Here is a 22,247-nt window from a genome sequence, read left to right on the forward strand (position 1 = left end):
GGGCCTGGCGGCCAGCCGTTGGCATCTTGTTTTGGCCATTATGACTGTGCCAGCCATGTCAAAAAAAATGAAATAAACTTATTATTCATACATAAAACAATATGACGGGAGGCTCATGGACTGGACCCATCGGCTGCGCCTGCGCAATCTGAAGATGCTGCTCAGCCTGGCGCAGACCCGCAACATCAGCCATTCGGCGGCTATGCTGAACACCACCCAACCGGGCCTGTCCAAGTGGCTGAAAGATCTCGAAGAAGACATCGGCCTGCCGCTGTTCGAGCGCCATGCGCGCGGGCTGCGGCCCACGCCCTACGGCGAAGCCCTGATCGCGCACGCCCAGCGCATCGACGCCCAGCTTGACCGCGCCAGCGGCGACATGGCCGCGCTGCGCGAGGGCGGGGGCGGCCGGGTGGTCATTGGCGCTTCCGGCGCATCGGCCTCCGATACCGTGCCGCTGGCGGTGCTGCGCCTGTTCGAGCGCATGCCGCAGGCGCGCGTCAAGCTCGTCGAAGGCACCACCGACCGCCTGCTGGCCCAGCTGGCGCAAGGCGACCTGGACATCGTCGTGGGCCGCTACGCGCCCGAACACCACGACCCCGCCGTGCAGTCCGAGGCCCTGTACCTCGAACCCGTACACCTGGTGGCGCGCCCGCGCCACCCGCTGTTTACCAAGACCCAGGTGCAGTGGCCCGACGTGCAGGCGTACCGCTGGATTCTGTGGCCCAAGGGCACGCCTATCCGCAACGCGCTGGACACCGCGCTCGAAGCCGTGGGCCTGTCGGCCCCGGCCGACGCGGTGGAGTCCAACTCGGTGACCGTGAACCTTACCCTGATCAACAACAGCGACCTGATCGGCGTGGCATCGCACCGCGCCGCCCTGCGCTTTTCGCACATGAACGCCATGCGCATTGTGCCGCTGCGCCTGTCGGGCTTTGGCTCCGTCGCCATGTACTGGCGCCGCGAAACCTTCCTGCCTGCCGCCGTGGAAGCCGCCATGGCCTGCCTGCGCCAGGCGGTAGCCGACCACGCCCCCGCCCCCCGTTGAGCCGCAGGCAGGCTCAGCACCGATCCGCCCATTGGCCTAGAACGCGTCGTTCAATTGGCACGCCCCCAGTTCCGCGCCGCCGGTTGGGCAGGGGCGGCGCGTTGGGCGGCGGGGCAGTCTGCGTAGCAGACCGAGGGCGCCTGGATGCGCCCGAGCCCGACGCACGTGCGCCGCCCCTGCCCAACCGGCGGCGCGGAACGCCGCAAGAACGAGCGACCGCCACCAGACCCCCCGCGCGCGCCCAGTTGTATCCGTTAGCAAGTTCCGTAACCTCCACCTAGAGACACCCCGGTTACGTTTCCGCGAACTGAAGTATTGCCGTCATCCTGCCTGCCTAGCATCGTCCCCGGGGCCGCCGCGGGTTCCGCCCCGCACCGCCCCGCGCCGCCCACGGACTACGGACAGCAGACATGGACAACGTTATTTCGCTTCAACGCCGCACCGTCGTCGCCCGCACGCCGCTGCCCGGCGACATGCTGGCGTTTCGAGGCATGGTGGGCCACGAGGCCCTGTCGCAATTGTTCGAATTCGACATCGACCTGGCATCGCCCTCGCACTCGCTCGACATGAAGCAACTGCTGGGCAAGCCCTTGACGCTGGACATTCAGGCCGCCGGCGGCCTGCGCCACCTCAACGGCCACATCACCCGCTGCAAGCTCGCCGGCCGCGAAGGCCCCACGTCGCGCCTGTACCGCTATCGCGCCACCGTGCGCCCCTGGCTGTGGTACCTGACACAGACCTCGGACAGCAAAATCTTCCAGAACAAAAGCGTGCCCGACGTCATCCGCGAGGTGCTGGCCGAATACCCCTTCCCCGTCGAATTCAAGCTGGCCGGCAGCTATCGCAACTGGGAATACTGCGTGCAGTACCAAGAGACCGACTTCGCCTTCATCAGCCGCCTGATGGAGCACGAAGGCATCTACTACTGGTTTCGCCACGACGCCGACCGGCACACCCTGGTGCTGGCCGACGACATCACCCAGCACGAGACCTGCCCGGGCTACGACACCATCCCGTACTACGGCCCCGACCGCATCACCGTGCCGCGGCAGGAATACATCTCGAGCTGGGAAATCGCCGAACAGATCACCCCGGGCGCGTTCGCCACGTCGGACTACCACTTCGAGACGCCCGGAGCCGACTTGCAGGCGCGCCGCAACAACCCGGGCGCCTACGACCACGGCGATCTCGAAATGTACGAATGGCAGGGCGGCTACACTAACCCCGCCGACGCCGAACGCTACACGCGCATCCGCCTCGAAGAACTCCAGTGCCGGCAAGAACAGATCAACGGCGCCTGCAACGTGCGCGGCATGGCGCCCGGCTACCTGTACACGCTGCGCAACCACCCGCGCCAGGCCGAAAACCGCGAGTATCTGATCCTGTCGGCGCACTACCGCATCCAGGAAGCCGGCGAGGCCAGCGGCCTGGACGCGGCGGCATTCGACGTGGGCTTTACCGTGCTGCCGTCCGCCACCCCGTTCCGCGCGCCGCGCATCACGCCCGTGCCGCACACGCACGGCCCCCAGACCGCGCGCGTCGTGGGCAAGGCCGGCGAGCAGATCTGGACCGACAGCTACGGCCGCATCAAGGTGCAGTTCCACTGGGACCGCTACGGCCAGAAAAACGAGAACAGCTCATGCTGGGTGCGGGTGTCCAGCCCCTGGGCGGGCGGGGGGTTCGGCGGCATCCAGCTGCCGCGCGTGGGCGACGAAGTCATCATCGATTTTATCGGCGGCCATCCCGACCGGCCCATCGTCATCGGCCGGGTCTACAACGCCAGCAACATGCCGCCCTGGGAGCTGCCGGGCAACGCCACCCAGAGCGGCTTCCTGAGCCGTTCGCGCGACGGCACGCCGGGCAACGCCAACGCGCTGATGTTCGAAGATAAACCAGGCAGCGAACTGGTGTGGCTGCATGCCGAGCGCGACCTGACATCGGAAGTCGAGGGCAACGAACTGCACAACACCGACGGCACCCGCTGCACCACCATCGGTTCCAACGACACCACCGTGATCGGCGCCCTGGGCGGCGGCAACCGCGACATCACCGTGCACGGCACCGACCGCTTGCAGGTCGACAGCACCCGCAACGTCAATGTGGACGGCGCCGAGACCTACACCGTCAAGCAGCAACGCACGGTCCATGTCACCGACGGCCTGATGAAAGAAGAATTCGACCAGGGTCTGCACACTACCGTGGCGGCCAACGGTGAAATCCGCAATATCACCGGGCTGTTCGACGAAACGCTCAACGACGGCGAAAAGCGCCTGGTGACCGGCGCTTTCGAGGAAACCATCGATGGCGACGTCACCCAGACCATCAAGGGCGGCGGCACGTTTACCGAGACCATCATGGCCAACCACATTCACGACCTGACAGGCACCCAGGATTCGACCATTACCGGCGCGGTCACCCATACGGTGAACGGAACGTTTACCCAGACCGTGACCGAGCCGCTGACCGTCAATGCCGACACCAGCATGACGGTCAACACGCCCAGCTGGACGGTCAGCGGCGCCAAGCAGGCATTCTGGACTGGCAGCTTCCTGCGCGGCACGCCGGCGCGCGCCACCGTGGTGCTGGCCGCGGCCGACCTGTGGGGAGTGCGCCAGCAGGTGTATGCCGGCATCAACTCGCAGTGGTCCACGGTGAAGCTGGACCTGGCCGCCTTCAAGAACGGCGACCAGGGTTTCGAGTTCGGCGGCGCCGCCACGCAGATCAAGGGCATCGGCGTGCAGATCAAGAGTGGGGTGGCCGGCATCATTTCGCGGGTAGCCAACATCTTTCCATGACGAGGCAGGCGCAATGAGCAACATGGCGTGGTGGGCAGCCGGGACGATCGCCACCGCGGTGTTCATCGGCTTCGTGGCGATGGTGGTGCGCGAAAACGCCCGGCTCTTCGACCAGGAGCGCGAGCTGGCAGCCCAGTTGGCGGCCGCCGGCCAGCCTGCCGTGGCCACGGTGCTGGCGCTGAGCCGCCAGCCGGGCGGCCGGCCGTTCGCCCTGCCGGTGAAGTTGAGCCTGCGTTTCGCCGATTTCGAGGGCCGTGAGCAGCAGGCCGACCTGCGCCTGCACATCGACCGCGAGCTGCTGGCCGGCTTCATGCCCGGGCAGACCGTGCACGTGCGCTACGACCGCAGCCAGCCTGCCCGCGTCGCGGTCGACCGGCTGCTGACGCCCACCGAGATTCCCGCCGCCTGGCGCGGCAAGTAGCCCGGGGCGCCGACCGATATGAAGATCGTCAAACCCCTGCGCCTGGGAGTGATGAGCCGCCCCTATGTCATGCGCGGCCGCGCCCGGCTGGGTGTCAGCGTGCTGGCGCTGGCCAGCCTGGGCGACACGGCGCTGCTGCAGCCCGAGGCGGATCTGTGGGCCCTGGTTGGCGAGATGCTGGGCGAGGACGGCGTGCTGGACCTGGGCGTGCCCAAGCCCTGCGCCGAGTTCCTGGTCAGCGGCAGCGCCTACACCGCGCACCAGCCGCAGCGCAACGCATGCGTGGCGCGGGTGCGCGTGGGCAGCCTGCGGAAAAGCCTGATGGTGATGGGCGACCGCTATTGGCTGGACCGGCGCGCCACCGAGCCTCTGCCGTTCGACGCCATGCCGCTGGACTGGCGCCACGCGTACGGAGGGCCGTCGTATCCCGACAACCCGCGCGGGCGCGGCGCCGACGAAGAAATCGTCAACGGCGTGCGCACCCGCCGCCTGCCCAACATCGAGCCGCTCGACGGCCGCATGACCCGGCCCGACCAGCAACCCGAGCCGGCCGGGTTCGGGCCGGTGTCGCCCATGTGGCCGCGCCGCTTCCGCCGCGCCGGCGCGTATCACGACAGCTGGCTCGACAACGGCGCCCGAGGCTTCCTGGACACGCTGGACCCGCATTTCTTCAATGCCGCGCCGCCCGACCAATGGTGGCCGGGCCAGCCCGAGTTCGCGCCGGGTGTCGATTACGAAATCTGGAACATGCACCCGACGCATGCCCGCCTGGCGGGCGTGGTGCCCGACTGGCGCGCGCGCTGTTTCCTGAGGCACGCCGAAAGCCAGGCGCTGCGGGCGCTGGACCTGGGCCTGACCACCGCCTGGCTGTTTCCGGACCGCGACCGGGTGGTGCTGATCTACCAGGGCGCCACCGACATCGCCGAAGACGATGGCGCCGATATAGACCTGCTGATGCCGGCCCTGGACCCGCCCGATGCCATGCGGCCGCCATCGCACTATGAAGCGGTGCTGGCCCGGCGGCTGGACCCCGACTACGGACCCTTGCATGTGCTGCTGGACGACGAACTGCTGCCCGAGGCATCGCTGGGCCCCTGGGAGTCGCTCGACAGCTGGAACCCCATGAGCAGCCCGCTGAACCGGAACCAGCGGGCGCGCGCGGCGTCGATGCGGCAGCGCATGCGCGACGAGGCGCGGGCCGCCGGGCTGGATGCATCTGCCTTCGACGTGCCCGAGCCGCCCGCATTCGCCACGCCGTCGCTGCGCGAGCTGCCCGGGCTGGCCAGGCAAGCGCGCCACGCCGCCGAAGAGGCGCGCATCGACATGCTGCATGCGCGCCGCGAACTGGCCCGGCAACTGCAGGCCGAGGCTGGCAACATGCCGCCCGGCATGACGCCTGCCTTGTTGCTGGACGGCGCGCAGGCCGGCGCGGGTCCGGGCGGACCGCCCACGCTGTATGGGCACTCCGGCCTTGCCACCTTGCAGGAGCTGGCCGCCGGGCAACCGCTGGGGCAGGGCGATGCGGCGCTGGACGGCGCTTCCATGCGCGCCATGATGGCGCGCGCCGATGGCCAGTTGCGCGAGATGTACTTGCGTGGCGCGCACCTGCAGCCTGCCGCCGAAGCGGCCAGGCCGGCCCGCGCCGCGCGGTTGCGGCGCCGGGTGCAGGCGCTGCTGGCGGGCAGCCGCGACCTGTCGGGCCTGGACCTGACCGGCGCCGACCTGTCGGGGCTGGACTTGAGCGGCGCGCGCTGCGTGGGCACCTGGCTCGAATGCGCCGACCTGTCGGGCGCGCGCCTGGACGGGGCCGACCTGACGCGCGCGGTGCTGGCGCGCGCGCGGGCCGAGGCAGGCTCATGGCGCGATGTGACGTTGCGGCACGCCAACCTGGGCAGCGCGACGCTTACGGATACGAATCTGTCGGGGGCCCACATCGCCCATTGCGAACTGGCCGGCATCCGGCTGCAGCGCTGCGACTTGTCGGGGCTGACGATGCAAGATTGCCACCTGCCGGGCGTCGAGCTGGCCGGCTGCCATTTCGACGGCGCGGTGTTCGACACCGTGACGTTCTGGCAGCAGGCCCGGTTGACCGACCTGGCCTTTACTCAGGTCCGCATGGCGCGGGTCAGCTGGGTGGACTGCGTGCTGGATGGCGTGGCCTACGAAGGCGCGGAGCTGCTGCGCTGCTCGTGGGTGCAGGTGGAGTGCGACACGCCCGTCGACTGGACCCGCGCGCGCCTGACCACCTGCTGCGTGGTGCTGACCGATCTGGACGAGGCCGTGTTCACCGAAGCGACACTGCACGAGTCCAGTCTGCGCAATATTGGCCTGGCCGGCGCCGATTTCACCGGCGCGCAGTTGCAGCGCTGCGACCTGTCGGGCGCCGATCTGCGGGACGCCGTCCTGGCCGGCGCGCGCGCCGATGAATCGCTGTTCATTCGTGCCAGTCTGGCGGGCGCCGACCTGGCCGACGCCGACCTGAAGAATGCCCTGCTGCACAAGGCCGACTTGACGCAGGCCGACCTGCGCGGCGCCAACCTGTTCCGCGCCGACCTGGCGCAGGCGCTGCTGGATCGCAGCACCGACACGCGCGGGGCCTACGTGCACCTGGCCAATACCCGGCCGGCCACGAGGCCGTCGGCATGATGACCCCCGCCATGCTGCGCGAGCGCATCAAGGGCGGCGAGGCGCTGAGCGACCTGAACCTGCGCGGCATCGCGCTCGACGGCCTGGATCTGGCAGGCGCCGTCATGCACCGCTGCGACCTGACCGGCGCGAGCCTGGCAGGCGCCGATTTGCGCGACAGCTGCTTCAGCGAATGCCGCATGGAGCGGACCGACTGGCGCGGCGCCGACGTCAGCGAGTGCGCGTTTTTCCGCTGCGACCTGGCGCAGGCGGATTTCCGCGAGGCCGCCTGCGCCGACACCGCATTCGTCGAATGCCGGGCGCCGCGTATCGATTTCCGCGGCAACACGCTGAAGTCTTGCCACTTCACGCAGACGGCGTTGAGTGGCGCGCGCCTGGTAGACGTGACGCTGCACGAAGGGTCTTATGCCGAGTGCGCGCTGGACGAGGCCAGCTTCGCGAAGGCCCGCATGGCAAAGGTGACCTTCGTGCGCGCCGACCTGCGCCACACCGACCTGGCGGGCGCGGCGCTGGACAAGACCGTCTTCATTGAAAGCGACCTGAGCGGCCTGGCGCTGGCTGGCCAGGCCCTGGACGGCTGCCAGTTCATCGACGCGCGCATGGATGGCTGCGACCTGCGGCGCGCAAAACTGGTGCAAGCCAATTTCAAGGGGGCATCGCTGCGCCGCGCGCGCCTGAACGGCGCGCACGCCGACCGGGCCCTGTTCGTGCAGGCCGACCTGACCCAGGCCGATGCCGCCGGCGCGTCATTCGAGCAAAGCGCGTGGCCCGACGCGTGCCTGGACGGCGCCGTGCTGAGCGGCGCGAACCTGACCCAGGCCGTACTGCACCGCGCCCGTTGCGTCGCCACGCGCTTTGACGGCGCGCGCCTTGTGTACACCGATTTTTCGTATGCCGATTTGCGCGACGCCGACTTGCGGCATGCGCAACTGCTGCGCACCCAGCTGCATCGCGCCCTGGCCGATGGCGCGCGCTGGAGCTCGCGCGACGGCGTCCTGGACAACGATCCCGCGTTGTACGAAGCCGAGTTGTGGTCGGCGCGGCGCGGCGCCGATGTTGCCGCGCGCAAGGGCCGACCGGCCCCGACGCGATAAAGGAGACCGAGTGTTCGCCGATTGCCAGCTCATGGGAATGGACCTTGCCTTTCCCGACATCTGCAAGACGCCGCCGGCATTGCTGCCCATTCCGTATCCCAATTTCGCGATTGGGCCGATGGCGATTCCCAACGTGTGGAACACGCTGTTGATGATGATGCCGGCGCACAATCTGCTGACCACGATTCCCATGACCAACGGCGACAACGCCGGCGTGGCGTTGGGGCTGATATCGCAGACCGTCATGTCGCAGGCGCGCCGGGTCACCTGCGTGCCCAACGTGCTGTTCGGCTGCATTCCCGCCACGCGGCTGACCTGCCTGACCGTGCAGAACACCATCAACACCATGGGTATGCGCGCGCTGCCCAGCCAGTTGAAGGTGGTGCTGCTGGGCGGTGGCGGCGGCGCGGGCCGTGGCGCGAAGGCCGCAGGCGGCGGCGCGCCGGGCCGCGGCCTGCGCACCGGCCGGCTGGCCACGCGGTCGGCCAAATCGGGCAAGCCCGGCAAGGCCGGTCCCGCGTCCGGCAGCGGCACACCAGGCTCGCCGCGCCCGGCGGCCCAGGCAGGAAAACCCGCCAAAACGGGCGCGCAGAAGGGCGATCCGCGCTACAAGCGCGGCAAGTTCCGCAAAGGCGTGCGCGACAAGGCCTGGGACACCGCGAAAGGCAAGGACGGCCAGGTGCGCGACCCCGTCACCAAGAAGACGATGAGAAAAGACGAGCCCTGGGACATGGGGCATAAGCCCGGCTACGAGCACCACAAGCACGTCAAGAGCGCGGCCGAGCGCGATATCGATCGCAAGCAGTTCCTCGATGAATACAATGATCCATCCCACTACCGGCCCGAGCTGCCCCGATCCAACCGCAGCCACCAGGGCGAACTGAAAACGGACGATTACTTTGGCTTCTGATGCATCCAACCCCGTTTCGCCCCAGCGCAAGGCCGTGGCGCGCCACGCGCTGGCGGTGTTCGAAGGCACGCCGGTGGTGCACGCCTACCGTCACGACGAGATCGACCTGTCGATCGACATCCTCGTGGTGGACGACAGCCCCGACGACGGCCTGGTTTCGTATTCCACCGTCGGCCTGTTCGAAACCGAGCTGCGCCACGGCGACGGCAAGCCGCTACCGATGCGCATCGAGCTCTGCGCCGAGGCGCCGCAAGAACAGGAGTTTTGGGGCAATATCCTCAGCACGGCCGCATTCGGGCTGATGCGCGACGGTCATGCCGCCCTGCCGGGCAGCGCGTTGCCGGATTGCGTGGGCGAATACTATCCCGACGCCACCGTGCCGCACCTGTACCTGTGCGTGCCGTTCTCATGGCAAGACGGCGAATTCCGCCGCCTGGAACTCGGCGGCCAGATCATCAACTGGCTGCAGGCTTTTCCCATCAGCGACGCCGAACTGGCCTACCTGAAAACTCACGGCGCCGACGCCTTCGAAGACCTGCTGCTGGAACACGACCCCGACCTGTACGACCTGGAACGCGATTCGATCGTGTGAGAAAAGACGGCCTGGGCGTTGCCCCGGTCTGCCAGGGATCAGGCTCCGCAGGTGCCTGATCCCGATCTGTTGAGGCAGCGGTTGGCCCACCTCGGTGTCAGGCACCGTGCCGGAGCCTGACACCTGAGGAGAAAAGACGGCCCGGGCGTTGGCCCGGTCTGCCAGGAGTCAGGCTCCGCAGGTGCCTGATTCCGGTCTGTTGAGGCAGCGGTTGGCCCACCTCGGTGTCAGGCACCGTGCCGGAGCCTGACACCTGAGGAGAAAAGACGGCCCGGGCGTTGGCCCGGTCTGCCAGGGATCAGGCTCCGCAGGTGCCTGATTCCGGTCTGTTGAGGCAGCGGTTGGCCCACCTCGGTGTCAGGCACCGTGCCGGAGCCTGACACCTGAGGAGAAAAGACGGCCTGGGCGTTGCCCCGGTCTGCCAGGAGTCAGGCTCCGCAGGTGCTTGATTCCGATCTGTTGAGGCAGCGGTTGGCCCACCTCGGTGTCAGGCACCGTGCCGGAGCCTGACACCTGGGGCACATGGGGATCAGGCACCTGCGGAGCCTGACCCCTGGAATAGGCACTGAGATATCCGAGTCTTGTGGTGTGCGGTGGGGTGCGGGCGGCGCGTTGGGCGGCGGGGCAGCCTGCGTAGCAGGCCGAGGGCGCCTGGTTGCGCCCGAGCCCGACGCACGGCGCCGCCCGCACCCCACCGCACACCACAAGACGTCACAAGAACCAGCACCGCCCCAAACCGCAAGACGTCACAAGAACCAGCACCGCCCCAAACCGCAAGACGTCACAAGAACCAGCACCGCCCCAAACCGCAAGACGTCACAAGAACCAGCACCACCCCAAACCGCAAGACGTCACAAGAACCAGCACCACCCCAAACCGCAAGACGTCACAAGAACCAGCACCGCCCCAAACCGCAAGACGTCACAAGAACCAGCACCGCCCCAAACCGCAAGACGTCACAAGAACCAGCACCACCCCAAACCGCAAGACGTCACAAGAACCAGCACCACCCCAAACCGCAAGACGTCACAAGAACCAGCACCACCCCAAACCGCAAGACGTCACAAGAACCAGCACCACCCCAAACCGCAAGACGTCACAAGAACCAGCACCGCCCCAAACCGCAAGACGTCACAAGAACCAGCACCGCCCCAAACCGCAAGACGTCACAAGAACCAGCACCGCCCCAAACCGCAAGACGTCACAAGAACCAGCACCACCCCAAACCGCAAGACGTCACAAGAACCAGCACCACCCCAAACCGCAAGACGTCACAAGAACCAGCACCACCCCAAACCGCAAGACGCCACAAAAACCCATCCCCCATGGCGTCAGTGCTACGCCGGCCGAGCCCAACCCTTGGCGTGTTCCACGGCCTGCCGCCAGCGGGCCAGGCGCGCGGCGCGCTGGTCGGCATTCCAGCGCGGCTCGAAGCGGCGCTCTGCTTCCCATTGGCCCGCAAACTCCTCCATGCCCGACCAGAACCCCACCGCCAACCCCGCCAGCCCCGCCGCGCCGCGCGCCGTCGATTCCGACACGCGCGGCCGCACCACTGGCACGCCCAGCAAGTCGGTCTGCATCTGCATCAACAGGTCATTGCGCGCCGCGCCGCCATCGACGCGCAGCTCGGACAGCCCGATGCCGCTGTCGGCATTCATGCACGTCAGCAGTTCCGCGCTTTGCAGCGCAATGGCTTCCAGCGTGGCGCGCGCCACATGGGCGCGCGTCGTGCCGCGCGTCAGCCCCACCAGCGTGCCGCGCGCGTACGGGTCCCAGTCGGGCGCGCCCAGGCCGGCAAAAGCCGGCACCAGGAACACGTCGTCCGTGTCGGGCACGCTGGCGGCCAGCGCCTCGACCTGGTCGGAGCGCTGGATGATGCCCAGCCCGTCGCGCAGCCACTGCACCGCCGCGCCGGCCATGAAGACGCCGCCTTCCAGCATATACGTGGGCCGCCCCGCCGGGCCGGCGCCCTGGCCCGGCAGCCCCCAGCCGATGGTGGACAGCAGGTTGTTGCGCGACGCCACCGGAGCGTCGCCCACGTTCATCAGCATGAAGCAGCCAGTGCCGTAGGTGTTCTTGGCCATGCCGGGCTTAAAGCACGCCTGCCCGAACGTGGCGGCCTGCTGGTCGCCCGCGATGCCCGCGATGGGGATCGGGCCGCCGAACCACTCGGGCAAGGCGCGGCCCACTTCGGCGCTGCTGGGGGCCACCGACGGCAGCACGCTGCGCGGGATGTCCAGCAGGGCCAGGATTTCGTCGTTCCAGTCTTGCGTGTGGATGTCGTACAGCAGCGTGCGCGAGGCATTGCTGGGGTCGGTGCTGTGCACCTGCCCGCCCGTCAGCTGCCACACCAGCCAGGTGTCGACCGTGCCGAAGGCCAGCTCGCCGCGCTGCGCGGCTTGCCGCGCGCCCGGCACATTGTCGAGCAGCCAGGCCAGCTTGGTGCCCGAAAAATAGGCGTCCAGCACCAGCCCGGTACGCGCCTGCAGCAGGCGGTCGTGGCCCTGCTCGCGCAGCTTGTCGCACAAGGGGGCGGTGCGCCGGTCTTGCCAGACCAGCGCGCGGGCCAGCGGGCGGCCGCTGGCGCGGTCCCAGATCAGCGTGGTTTCGCGCTGGTTGGTGATGCCGATGGCGGCCACGTCGGCCGCGCTGGCGCCCGCATTGCGCAGCGCCTCGCGGGCCACGTCGAGCTGGCTTTGCCAGATTTCGCCGGCATCGTGCTCGACCCAGCCGGGCTGCGGATAGTATTGGCGGAATTCGCGTTGGCCCACGCCGCGCGCCTGGCCCTGGCGGTCGAACACGATGGCGCGCGAACTGGTGGTGCCTTGATCCAGGGCCAGGATGAACGATTTCGTCACGTAGAACCTGTTTAGCCGTTGATGCCGAAAAGAGCCCCGCCTGCGCGTGGCTCTACCCTTGCAACTGGGCCCCGGCGGAGGGCGACAGCCTGCGGAACGACAGCAGCGAGGCCGCGCACAAACCGCCGATGACCAGGAACGCCACGACCGTGTCGCCGATAGCGACGTGGTCGGCGCCGCGCACGGCCATGCTGAGGTTCAGCGTGACCGCGGCCACCCCCACCCCGAGGCTGATGCCCAGCTGCTGGGCCATGGCCGCGAAGCTGCTGGCGCTGCTCATGCGTTCGGGCGGGATGTCGGCATAGGTTAGCGTATTTACGCCGGTGAACTGCAGCGAACGGAAGAAGCCGCCGGCCAGCAGGATGCCGATCAGCAGCCATACCGGCGTGGTGGCCGTGAAGGCGGCACAGGCCACGATGAACAGCCCCGTGAGCACGGCATTGACGGTCAGCACGCGCCGGAAGCCAAAGCGCTGCACGATCGGCGTGGCCACGAATTTCATCAGCAGCGCGCCGGCGGCGCTGGCGAAGGTGATGAGCCCGGCCGAAAACGGCGTCAGGCCGAAGCCCACTTGCAACTGCACGGCCAGCAGGAACGGCATGGCGCCCACCGCGAAGCGGCACAGGTTGCCGCCCAGCACCGAGATGGCGAACGTGGGCTCGCGCAGCAGGGTCAGGTCGATGATGGGGTGGGCGGCGCGCCTGGCGTGCAGCACGTAAAGCGCACCGCACAGCAGGCCCGTGGCGGCCAGGCTTGCCACCGCCAGCGGCGGAATCAGGCTGTGTCCCAGCGCCTCGAACGCGCTCACCAGGGTGGCCAGGCAAATGGCGCTGAGCAGGAAGCCCAGCCAGTCGAGCCGCGGCGTCGAGGCCTCGCGGATCTCGGGCACGTAGCGGCGCACCAGGGCAATACCCAGGATACCGATAGGGATATTGATCAGGAAGATCCAGTGCCACGACATGTACGTGACCATGAAGCCGCCCAGGGGCGGGCCGATCACCGGGCCCAGCAGCGCCGGGATGGACAGGAACGACATGGCCTTGAGCAGGTCTTGCTTGGGCACCACGCGCAGCAGGATGATGCGGCCCACCGGCACCATCATGGCGCCGGCAATGCCCTGGACGATGCGGGCCAGCACCAGCTGGGTCAGGTTCTGTGACAGGGCGCAGGCCACCGAACTGAGCGTGAAGAGGGCGATGGCCGCCATGAAGACGCGCCGCGCGCCGTAGCGGTCGGCCGCCCAGCCGCTGACCGGTACGAATACCGCCACGGCCAGCAGGTACGACGTAATGGCCACGTTCAGCCGCACCGCGGTCGAGCCCAGGGCCTGCGCCATGACGGGCAGGGCCGTGGCGACCACGGTGGAGTCGAGCATTTGCATGAAGAGCGCGCACCCGACGATGAAGGGAATCATCCGGGCCGCGCGGGCGGCGTCCTGGGGCGGAGAGGAAGGTGAGGGAGAGCTGGCGGTGTCGGCAGGCATGTCGGCAGGGGACAGGGGAGCCCCTCGATTGTAACGCCGACGGCTGCCCGGGGCTGAAGTAAACTCGGGTGATCCGCAACTTGTGCAAATCACGTTGGTGCCATGGCAAGCAATTACGAATCCGAAATCACCCGCTTCCTGAAGGCCTACAAGGCGTCGCATCCCGACGTCGAGCAGCGCCAGCGCGAAGGCCGCGCCCGGTTGTGGGACAAACCCCAGAATACCGAGCTGCTCGAAGGCTTTCGCGCGGCTCGCGTACCGCAAAAGCCGTATGTATATCAGGCCGAGTAGGTGAAACCCACCCGGAAGCGCTGCGAGCAGCGTGACGGCAACCTGATACGCACACGGCGCCCATGACCTCGAATTCCCCCGTTTCCGGCGAAGCCCTGGCCGCCCTGGTCGAGCCGCCGGTCGACAGCACGCCCGACGTCGTCGACAGCGTGGCGTTCGCGCGCCTGTACGGCGAGCCGCTGTTTCAGCTGCCCACCGACCTGTACATTCCGCCGGACGCGCTGGAAGTCTTCCTGGAAACCTTCGAGGGGCCGCTCGACCTGCTGCTGTACCTGATCCGCAAGCAGAATTTCAACGTGCTCGACATTCCGATGGCGGATGTCACGCGGCAGTACCTGTCGTACGTCGAGCAGATCCGCCTGCACAACCTCGAACTGGCGGCCGAATACCTGCTGATGGCGGCCATGCTTATCGAGATCAAGTCGCGCATGCTGCTGCCGGTCAAGAAAACCGACACCGGCGAAGAGCCCGAAGACCCGCGCGCCGAACTGGTGCGGCGCCTGCTCGAATACGAGCAGATGAAACTGGCGGCGCAGAAGCTCGATGCCCTGCCGCAGCTGGGCCGCGACTTCAAGAGCGCCCAGGCGGTGGCCGACATCACCACCGAGCGCATGCTGCCCGACGTCAGCGTCGACGACCTGCGCGCCGCGTGGGCCGATATTATCAAGCGCGCCAAGCTGAACCAGCATCACCACATCACGCGCGAACAGCTTTCCGTGCGCGACCACATGACGCACATCCTGCGGCGCCTGAACGACGTGCGCTTCATGGAATTCGGCGAACTCTTCATGGAGCGCATCCGCGAGGGCGCGCCGGTGGCGGTGGTGGTAGTGCATTTCATCGCCATGCTCGAATTGGCGCGCGAGTCGCTGCTGGACATCACCCAGGCCGAGCCCTACGCGCCCATCTATGTGCGCCTGGCCTATACCAGCGTAGCCGCCGCCGCCTGAGCGGCCCGGCGGCCGCCGATCGTTCCCGGAGACCCCCCTTGAAAGTCGTCCACACCATCCAGGAATTGCGCGATCACCTGCGCGGCCAGAACCGCGTGTCGTTCGTGCCTACCATGGGCAACCTGCACGAAGGCCACCTGGCCCTGATGAAGCTGGCGCGCCAGCATGGCGATCCGGTGGTGGCCAGCATTTTCGTCAACCGCCTGCAGTTCGGCCCCAACGAAGATTTCGACCGCTATCCGCGAACCCTGCGCGACGACATAGAAAAACTCGAGAAAGCGCGCGACGTCTACGTGCTGTTCGCCCCCGACGAGCGCGAGATGTACCCCGAGCCGCAGAATTATCGCGTGCAGCCCCCTGACGACCTTGGCGACATCCTGGAAGGCGAGTTCCGGCCGGGGTTTTTCGGCGGGGTCAGCACGGTGGTGCTGAAACTGCTTTCGTGCGTACAGCCGCGCGTGGCGGTGTTCGGCAAAAAAGACTATCAACAGCTGATGATCGTGCGCAACATGTGCCGCCAGTTCCAGCTGCCGGTAGACATCGTCGCGCACGAGACCGTGCGCGCCGACGATGGCCTGGCCCTGTCGTCGCGCAACCGCTATTTGTCGCCGGCCGAGCGGGCCGAAGCGCCGGCGCTGTATCAGGCGCTGCAATCGCTGCGCCAGCAAGTGGCCGCGGGCGCGCGCGACCTGCCGGCCATCGAGCGCGAAGCCGCGCAGGCTTTGGCCGCGCGCGGCTGGCAGGTGGATTACCTGGCGGTGCGCCGCCAGCGCGACCTGCAGACTCCCCAGCCGCAAGACCTGTCCGCCGGCGAACCGCTGGTGGCCCTGGCGGCCGCCAAGCTGGGCGCCACGCGCCTTATCGACAACCTCGAACTGTAGCGGGGCGGCGCGGCGCCAGCCCCGCGCGAAATCATGTCCTGTCAGCTTTGACAGCTACATCGGCCCCGGTGGCCCTGTCAGACTGCCCTGCAACTCGACAATGCAGGAGACCCCCTCATGCAGGATTCCCTGTCGTCCGGCAGTGTCGTGGGCCGGCTCACTCCGCGCGAGCGGCAGGTTGTGTCGTACCTGGCCGCGGGCAAGCCCAACAAGGTGGTGGCCATCGAGCTCGGCATTTCGCTGCGCACCGCCGAAGCCCACCGCGCGCGCATCTTCCGCAAGCTGGGCGTGCGCAACACGCTTGAACTCGCCTGCACCCTGTGCCGCCATGGCGGCCGTTCAAGATCCTAGTCCGCGGGTAATGCGTGCTAGCGTGCCGGGCCGTCCGCGGCAGTGATGCCGGTGCCGGCCGCCGCCGGGGTGAGGGTTGCCGTCGCGGCGGTCACCGGCCCGGTTGCCGTAGCGGTCAGCGCGCCCGCGGTCGGGATGCGCGGGCCGAAGGGCCCGCCGCCCGCCATCGGCAGGCCGCCCAGCGCCGCTTCGGCCGCCCATACGCCATCGCGGCGCGCCAGCACCTGGTACGTCTGCAACTGGCCGGCGCTGCGCGCCACGACATACAGCGTGCCTTGCAGGAAGCGCATGGCGGGCAGCGAGGCTGCGTGCGCCTCAAGCCGGGTCGGCCGCCCGTCTTCCACCAGCCACAGCGGACCTCCCTGGCGTTCCAGCACCGCCACTGCCACCTCGCCATCCTGGTCGGCGCCGACGGCGGGCCGCCCCACGTATTCGACGCCCAGGTCCACGGCCGGACTCCAGCGCAACACTTGCGTGGCGGTATCGGCCGGCGCCGGGGCGGCGTCCTGCACAATGCGCAGCAAATGCCGGGTGGCGTGGTCGCGCAGATACAGTTCGATCAGGCCTTGCGCGTTGCGTATGGCCGCCAGCCCGCCGCCGCAGCGAGGGGCCGGCACGCGCTGCCACGGGGCCCAGGCGGCCTCGTCCTGCGAGCCGCGCTGGCGGGTGACGTACAGCCAGCCGTCGCGGTCGATGGCGAACGCCCAGTAGCGGCTGTCGGCGTCTTTGGCTATGGCCGCGTTGCCTACCGCGCGGGGCAATTGAGGCAGCGCCTGCCAGGGCGTCCAGCCGCTGTCCAGGCCGCGCAGCGCGGTCCAGTGATACAGGCCGTCGTTGCCCATGACCACGGCGGCCGCGTCGCCGCGCGGCGCCACCGCCGGCGGCCGGGCCGCCCGCACGCCGGCCAGGGCCTGCCAGCCCTTCCAGGTGCCGTCCAGATTCTGCTTGTTGATCCACAGGCCGCCCAGCGTATCGCGCGCCAGTATCCCCACGGATGAATCCGGGTAGGCGAACGACACCAGCGGCCCGGCGGTGCGCCCGCCCAGCGTGTTCCAGCGCCCGCTGCGGGTGTCCCACATATTGACGGCATCGTTGGCTTCGCCGGCGGCGAACACCATCAGCCCGCCTTGCGGGTCGGCAAAGAGCTCGGGCGCCACGTCGTGGCGCGATACGTAGTACGAGCGGCGCACCCAGGCCGCGGCCGGGCCGGCGGGTTCCTTGCATCCGGCAGGCCCCGAGCAATAGTGGTAGTCGTTCCAGGCGTACTGCCGGAAAATTTCCGATTTGCTGGCGATTTCGGCGTCGGCCAGGTTGGCCTCGCGTTCCTGGCTGGGGTAGTCGATGTAGCCGGTTTCGGCATAATTGCCCGGCGTCTGGGCAATGGCTTCGCGCACCAGGCGCGCGCTGGCGATGTGGTCGGGGTGTCCGTGGCCGGCGCAGCGCCAGCACAATTTTGTGTACGGCACGCTGATCGTGTCGTCGAGGTGCCGCACGGTGGTGGGGCCGTAGCCGCCGATGATGGCGGCCAGCGTGTGCACCAGGTCGGCGCGGCGGTATGTCTCGTGGTACGGGCCCAGCGTGTCGGCGGTCATGCCCGGCACGGATTCGGCCTGGCTCAGCGGGGTCAGGCTGCCCCAGCCTTTGCCCAGCCAGGGGTCTTTCAGGCGCATGTGCCATAGCTGGACATGCGGGTTGCCCTGCAGCGTGAAGCGGGCGACGTGGTAGGCGCCGACCTGCACGGTGTCTGCTTTCCACAAGTCGGGCTGCTTGGCCATGTAGGCATAGGCCGCGCGCACGCCGCGTTCGCGGCCCAGCATGTAGGGTTCGCCTTCGCCGGCGTCGCTGGCGGTCAGGTACACCACCTGCACGCAGCCCCCGGCCTCGATGTTCGAGGCGATGTCGGGGTTCATGAACAGCAGGTCGTCATCCAGGTGGGCGACGAAGGCCAGGTCTTTGATGCCGCGGCATTCGGCGAGGGTGGGGGGCGCGGCGGCGGCGACCGGCAGGGCGGGTGCGGCAGCGGCCGCGCCGGCGCAGGCAAACCAGGCCAGGCCGGGCAACAGGAAACGGATGGCGCGCAGGCAGCGGGCCGGAACGAAGCGCATGGATCGTCAGGCGGACGACAACCCGATACGGAGCCTGGCGGTGAGCTGCGTCAGCCCGGGTATCCTGGTGGCGTAACGTCGTTGTTATACGGTGCGCGGCGAGTATAGCGGGTCGCTCGCGCGGGTGCTATCGGGGGTGGCCTGGGGTTCGGAGCTTGCGTGGTGGGAGGCGTTCTTGCACCGTCCCGTGGCGTGCGGCCGGGCGGGGGCGGCGCCCGTGCGTCGGGCTCGGGCGCAACCACGCGCCCTCGGCCTGCTGCGCAGGCTGCCCCGCCGCCCAACGCGCCGCCCCCGCCCGGCCGCACGCCAAGGGACTGCGGACGGCGAATGCCGATCAGGTGTGTGGTGCTCGTGGGGTGTCAGACACCGGTCGTCAGACACTGGCCGCGGGACGCGCTGCGCGTGGTGAAGCGCTGACGCTTAATCAGGTGTCTGACTCCCGGAGGGTGTCAGACACCGGGCCGTTTCTTCGCGGCGGGCGCGCCGCGTGCGGGTCAACAGCGATGCCTATCCGTGTCCGTTAGCGCGCAGCGCGTTGACGGGCCTTTACAGGCATTTGGGGGCGGGCTGGCCGGACAGTTCGTCGATGGCGTCCAGGTCGGGCTGGCGCGTCAGGCTGTAGTTCAGGTTGGGGGATTTGCCCAACACCGATTTCACGCGCAGCACGTTGTTGGCGGCCACGATGAGTTCGATGCGCTGGGTGCCGTCGGCGCCGGCCAGCAGCACGCGCGGCGGGCGTTCGGCGGTGGCGTCCCAGCAGCCCTGTTCGGCCGACGGCTTGCCCAGGTTGCCGGCGCTGTCCAGGTAGGCGATGCGGCTGCGCCAGCGGCCGTTGGGCGCCAGCGTCAGGGTGACACGCTGGGCCGCGCATTGCGGCGAAGGGGTCAGGCAGGGCAGGGTGCCCATGTAGGTCTGGGGCTGGGGCACCAGCGCATGGGCCGCGGGCGAGACGCTGCCGGCCGCTTCGGCGGCGGCGTCGGCGCTGCTTTCGGTGGCTTTGGCAGCCGCGGCGTCTTCGGCGTCGGTGCGGCCGCGGGTCTGGCCCGGAGGCGGCGCTTTCAGTTCGATCTGCAGTTGCGAGGGCGCGCGCACCACCGGCCGGTAGCCCGCGCCTTCTCCCTGGTATTGCGCGTCGGTCGTCGTGCTGGCTGCCGGCGGGTTGTAGTAGCCCTGGCTGCGCTGTTGGGCACAGCCGGCCGCCAGCAACACGGTGCCCGCCAGCGCGGCCACGGTCAGGGTCGGAAAGCTGCGGCGGGGCGCCGGAGAAAGCACGGGATCGGGCATGGTGGCTCGTGGCGGGAGTTGGATATGTCCGGAATTCTACGCATTTATGCAAACATCCGATACGCTTGTGCGGCGATCCGGGTTTGAACTATTCGCCGCATGCCGGAATAATGCGACGTCGCCGGTATTGCGGCCGGCCCCGTCCCGCGCGGGCATTTTCCTGTCTGAACTACATGTGGCACCCCTTTGCAGTCGATCCCGGATGGGCCATTGCCATGGCCGCGTTGCTGGGCCTGGTGGTCGGCAGCTGGCTGAGCGTGCCGGCGCACCGCCTGCCGCGCATGATGGAACGCGAATGGCTGCAGCAGTATCAGGAGTTCCGGCCCGCCGCCTCCGGCCCCGAGCCGGCGGCATCCGCCTACACGTTGTGGCGCCCGGGCTGGCACTGCCCGGCCTGCGCCGCCCCGGTGCGCGGCTGGCGCCGGCTGCCGGTGCTGGGCTGGCTGCTGCTGCGCGGGCGCTGCGGCGCTTGCGGCGAGGCCATCGGCTGGCGTTATCCCGCCGTCGAGGTGACCGCGGCACTGCTGTTCGCTCTGTGCGCGTGGCGTTTCGGGCCCACCCCCATCGCGCTGTGCGCCATGGGCCTGTGCGCCGCGCTGCTGGCTCTGGCCTGGATCGACCTGCAGACCAGCCTGCTGCCCGACGCCATCACGCTGCCGCTGGCCTGGGCCGGGCTGCTGGTCAATCTGGGCGGCGCCCTGGCGCCCTTGCCGCTGGCCGTGCTGGGGGCCGTGGTCGGCTATGTATTCTTGTGGCTGTTGTTCCACATGTTCCGCCTGCTTACCGGCCGCGAAGGCATGGGCTATGGCGACTTCAAGCTGCTGGCGGCGCTGGGCGCGTGGTTCGGCTTGGCTGCGCTGCCCGGCTTGCTGCTGGTGGCCTCGCTGGCCGGCGTGGCCGGCGCCGGCATCCTGCGCCTGACGGGCCACGCGCGGCGCGGCCAGCCTCTGCCGTTCGGCCCGTACCTGGCGCTGGCCGGCATGGTGATGCTGCTGGCGGCGGGGGGGGCGGCATGGTTCTGACGCGGCGCCGGGGCGTATGCTCAAGCCGCCCACACAGGCAATGTTATTGATGGAATACCCGCTATGTACAAAATCGGCCTGACTGGCGGCATTGGCTCCGGCAAGACGCGCGTGGCGGACATGCTGGCCGAATGGGGCGCGGCGGTGGTCGACACCGACGCCATTTCGCACGACCTCACCGCCCCCGGCGGCGCGGCCATGCCCGCCATCGGCCAGGCCTTCGGCGACGCCGCCGTGGCCGCCGACGGCTCGCTCGACCGGGCCTGGATGCGCGACCTGGTGTTCCGCGAGCCCGATGCCCGCGCGCGCCTCGAAGCCATCCTGCATCCCCTCATCGGCCTGCATACCCGGCGCGCGGCCGAGGCGGCGCAGGGCGACTACCTGGTCTTCGTGGTGCCCCTGCTGGTTGAATCGGGCCGCTGGCGCGAGCAGGTCGATCGCATTTGCGTGGTCGATTGCGATCCCGCTACCCAGGTGGCCCGCGTGCAGGCGCGCAGCGGGCTGACGGAGCAGGCCATACGGCGTATCATGGCGGCACAGGCCGCGCGGGCAACCCGGCTCGCGGCAGCGGATGACGTCATCATCAACGATGGCGCCACGTCTGCCCAGCAGTTGCGCGCGCGGGCAAAGGCTCTGCACGACAGCTGGTGCCGATTGGCGGCGGCACCGCGCCGGCTTCCGCCAGGCGCGGCCGGCATCCCTGAATAACCCGGCCCGCGGGCCGCTCACAAACAGGCCTGTATAAAGCGTGATTCTTTACGAATATCCCTTCAACGAGCGTGTCCGCGCCTATCTCCGGCTGGAGTATCTGTTCGACAGATTGTTCTATTTCGCACGTGAGGGCGACGCCCGCCATCACCAGATTGCGGTCGCCACCTTGTTCGATATTCTCGACGCTACCGAACGCACCGACATCAAGACTTCCGTCCTGCAAGACCTCGAACGCCAGCGCGCGGCGCTGCAGGCATTGCGCGACCATCCCGGCGTGGCGCAAGACGCCCTCGAATCCATGCTGGCTGAAATGGAACGCACGGTAAGCGGCCTGGCGGGCCAGGGGCGCGCCGGCCAGCCGTTGCGCGAGAACGAATGGCTGGTCAGCCTGCGCGGCCGGCTGGCGGTGCCGGGCGGGGCCACCCAGGTCGACATGCCTTCGTACCATGCGTGGCAGCATCGAACCGAAGCGGTACGCTGCGCCGACCTGCAAACCTGGACGGCGCCGCTGCGCCCGCTGCACGATGCCGTGGCCATGGCGCTGCGCCTGTTGCGCGAATCGGGCCGGCGTTCCGAAATCGTGGCCGAACAGGGCGGCTACCAGCAAATGCTGGCGGGCAAGCTGTTCCAGCTGTTGCGGGTCTGGATCGACCCGGCCCAGGGCGTCTTTCCTGAAATCAGCGCTAACAAATACATGATCTGGATACGGTTCTCGGCTCAGGACGGCGACGCCAAGCCCCAGCAGGTGGCGCGCAACATCGATTTCCAGATGTCTCTGTGCAGTTCCTGATGCCGGCCAGGCAGGGCC

The 22,247-nt window shown here is 68.6% G+C and carries 18 protein-coding genes; 14 read left to right on the forward strand and 4 right to left on the reverse strand.

The features are described from left to right. The first annotated feature begins 115 nt into the window (after nucleotides 1–115). From BPET_RS02595 to BPET_RS02625, 7 genes are all read left to right on the forward strand, one after another. On the forward strand, nucleotides 116–1,045 hold the full coding sequence (locus BPET_RS02595) for a LysR substrate-binding domain-containing protein (RefSeq protein ID WP_012247541.1): 930 nt from the start codon (nucleotides 116–118) through the stop codon (nucleotides 1,043–1,045). Between the two features lie 410 nt (nucleotides 1,046–1,455). Further along, on the forward strand, nucleotides 1,456–3,840 hold the full coding sequence (locus BPET_RS02600; protein ID WP_012247542.1) for a type VI secretion system Vgr family protein: 2,385 nt from the start codon (nucleotides 1,456–1,458) through the stop codon (nucleotides 3,838–3,840). A 13-nt stretch (nucleotides 3,841–3,853) separates the two neighbouring features. Further along, nucleotides 3,854–4,261 (forward strand): DUF3592 domain-containing protein, encoded by a 408-nt coding sequence (locus BPET_RS02605; protein ID WP_012247543.1) that lies wholly within the window; start codon nucleotides 3,854–3,856, stop codon nucleotides 4,259–4,261. 18 nt (nucleotides 4,262–4,279) lie between these two features. Beyond that, nucleotides 4,280–6,907, forward strand: coding sequence for a DUF2169 family type VI secretion system accessory protein (locus BPET_RS02610; RefSeq protein WP_012247544.1), 2,628 nt, complete (start codon nucleotides 4,280–4,282; stop codon nucleotides 6,905–6,907). Then, nucleotides 6,904–8,001: a pentapeptide repeat-containing protein gene (locus BPET_RS02615; RefSeq protein ID WP_012247545.1), complete on the forward strand. Its 1,098-nt coding sequence runs from the start codon at nucleotides 6,904–6,906 to the stop codon at nucleotides 7,999–8,001. Before BPET_RS02610 ends, BPET_RS02615 begins: the two co-directional genes overlap by 4 nt. 10 nt (nucleotides 8,002–8,011) lie before the next feature. Beyond that, nucleotides 8,012–8,911, forward strand: coding sequence for a PAAR-like domain-containing protein (locus BPET_RS27430; RefSeq protein WP_041862654.1), 900 nt, complete (start codon nucleotides 8,012–8,014; stop codon nucleotides 8,909–8,911). Then, nucleotides 8,901–9,503 carry a suppressor of fused domain protein gene (locus tag BPET_RS02625; protein ID WP_231852649.1) on the forward strand — a complete coding sequence of 201 codons (603 nt, stop codon included), beginning with the start codon at nucleotides 8,901–8,903 and terminating at the stop codon, nucleotides 9,501–9,503. The genes BPET_RS27430 and BPET_RS02625 overlap by 11 nt, the downstream gene beginning before the upstream one ends. A 1,337-nt stretch (nucleotides 9,504–10,840) precedes the next feature. Here BPET_RS02625 and glpK read toward each other — a convergent pair. Together glpK and BPET_RS02635 are read right to left on the reverse strand one after the other, a co-directional pair. Beyond that, nucleotides 10,841–12,361 (reverse strand): glycerol kinase GlpK, encoded by a 1,521-nt coding sequence (gene glpK, locus BPET_RS02630; RefSeq protein WP_012247548.1) that lies wholly within the window; start codon nucleotides 12,359–12,361, stop codon nucleotides 10,841–10,843. Nucleotides 12,362–12,413: 52 nt separating this feature from the next. After that, nucleotides 12,414–13,844, reverse strand: a complete 1,431-nt coding sequence (locus BPET_RS02635; RefSeq protein ID WP_041862655.1) for a DHA2 family efflux MFS transporter permease subunit — start codon at nucleotides 13,842–13,844, stop codon at nucleotides 12,414–12,416. Nucleotides 13,845–13,946: 102 nt separating this feature from the next. Between BPET_RS02635 and BPET_RS02640 the strand changes: the two genes are divergently transcribed. From BPET_RS02640 to BPET_RS02655, 4 genes are all read left to right on the forward strand, one after another. Then, complete coding sequence (locus BPET_RS02640; protein ID WP_041862656.1) at nucleotides 13,947–14,135, forward strand: DUF3460 family protein; 189 nt, start codon at nucleotides 13,947–13,949, stop codon at nucleotides 14,133–14,135. A gap of 62 nt (nucleotides 14,136–14,197) precedes the next feature. Further along, complete coding sequence (locus tag BPET_RS02645) at nucleotides 14,198–15,085, forward strand: segregation and condensation protein A (RefSeq protein ID WP_012247550.1); 888 nt, start codon at nucleotides 14,198–14,200, stop codon at nucleotides 15,083–15,085. A 38-nt stretch (nucleotides 15,086–15,123) separates the two neighbouring features. Then, nucleotides 15,124–15,966 carry a pantoate--beta-alanine ligase gene (gene panC / locus BPET_RS02650; RefSeq protein ID WP_012247551.1) on the forward strand — a complete coding sequence of 281 codons (843 nt, stop codon included), beginning with the start codon at nucleotides 15,124–15,126 and terminating at the stop codon, nucleotides 15,964–15,966. A gap of 117 nt (nucleotides 15,967–16,083) precedes the next feature. Next, complete coding sequence (locus BPET_RS02655; RefSeq protein WP_012247552.1) at nucleotides 16,084–16,317, forward strand: response regulator transcription factor; 234 nt, start codon at nucleotides 16,084–16,086, stop codon at nucleotides 16,315–16,317. A gap of 17 nt (nucleotides 16,318–16,334) precedes the next feature. On the opposite strand, the gene BPET_RS02660 is transcribed toward BPET_RS02655, so the two are convergent. Both BPET_RS02660 and BPET_RS02665 read right to left on the reverse strand, forming a co-directional pair. Continuing rightward, nucleotides 16,335–18,422 carry a PIG-L family deacetylase gene (locus BPET_RS02660; RefSeq protein WP_012247553.1) on the reverse strand — a complete coding sequence of 696 codons (2,088 nt, stop codon included), beginning with the start codon at nucleotides 18,420–18,422 and terminating at the stop codon, nucleotides 16,335–16,337. 546 nt (nucleotides 18,423–18,968) lie between these two features. After that, a complete protein-coding gene (locus BPET_RS02665) occupies nucleotides 18,969–19,706 on the reverse strand; it encodes a copper resistance protein NlpE N-terminal domain-containing protein (RefSeq protein WP_012247554.1) in 738 nt (245 codons plus the stop codon). Nucleotides 19,707–19,879: 173 nt separating this feature from the next. Here BPET_RS02665 and BPET_RS02670 point away from each other — a divergent pair, with 173 nt between their 5' ends. The 3 genes from BPET_RS02670 to zapD all read left to right on the forward strand — a co-directional run bounded on the left by BPET_RS02670 (nucleotide 19,880) and on the right by zapD (nucleotide 22,229). Beyond that, nucleotides 19,880–20,728 carry a prepilin peptidase gene (locus BPET_RS02670; protein ID WP_012247555.1) on the forward strand — a complete coding sequence of 283 codons (849 nt, stop codon included), beginning with the start codon at nucleotides 19,880–19,882 and terminating at the stop codon, nucleotides 20,726–20,728. 63 nt (nucleotides 20,729–20,791) lie between these two features. After that, nucleotides 20,792–21,436 (forward strand): dephospho-CoA kinase, encoded by a 645-nt coding sequence (gene coaE / locus BPET_RS02675; RefSeq protein WP_012247556.1) that lies wholly within the window; start codon nucleotides 20,792–20,794, stop codon nucleotides 21,434–21,436. A gap of 40 nt (nucleotides 21,437–21,476) precedes the next feature. After that, on the forward strand, nucleotides 21,477–22,229 hold the full coding sequence (gene zapD, locus BPET_RS02680) for a cell division protein ZapD (protein WP_012247557.1): 753 nt from the start codon (nucleotides 21,477–21,479) through the stop codon (nucleotides 22,227–22,229). The last annotated feature ends 18 nt before the right edge of the window (nucleotides 22,230–22,247 follow it).

The organism is Bordetella petrii, from assembly GCF_000067205.1.
Taxonomy (GTDB): Bacteria; Pseudomonadota; Gammaproteobacteria; order Burkholderiales; family Burkholderiaceae_B; genus Bordetella_A; species Bordetella_A petrii.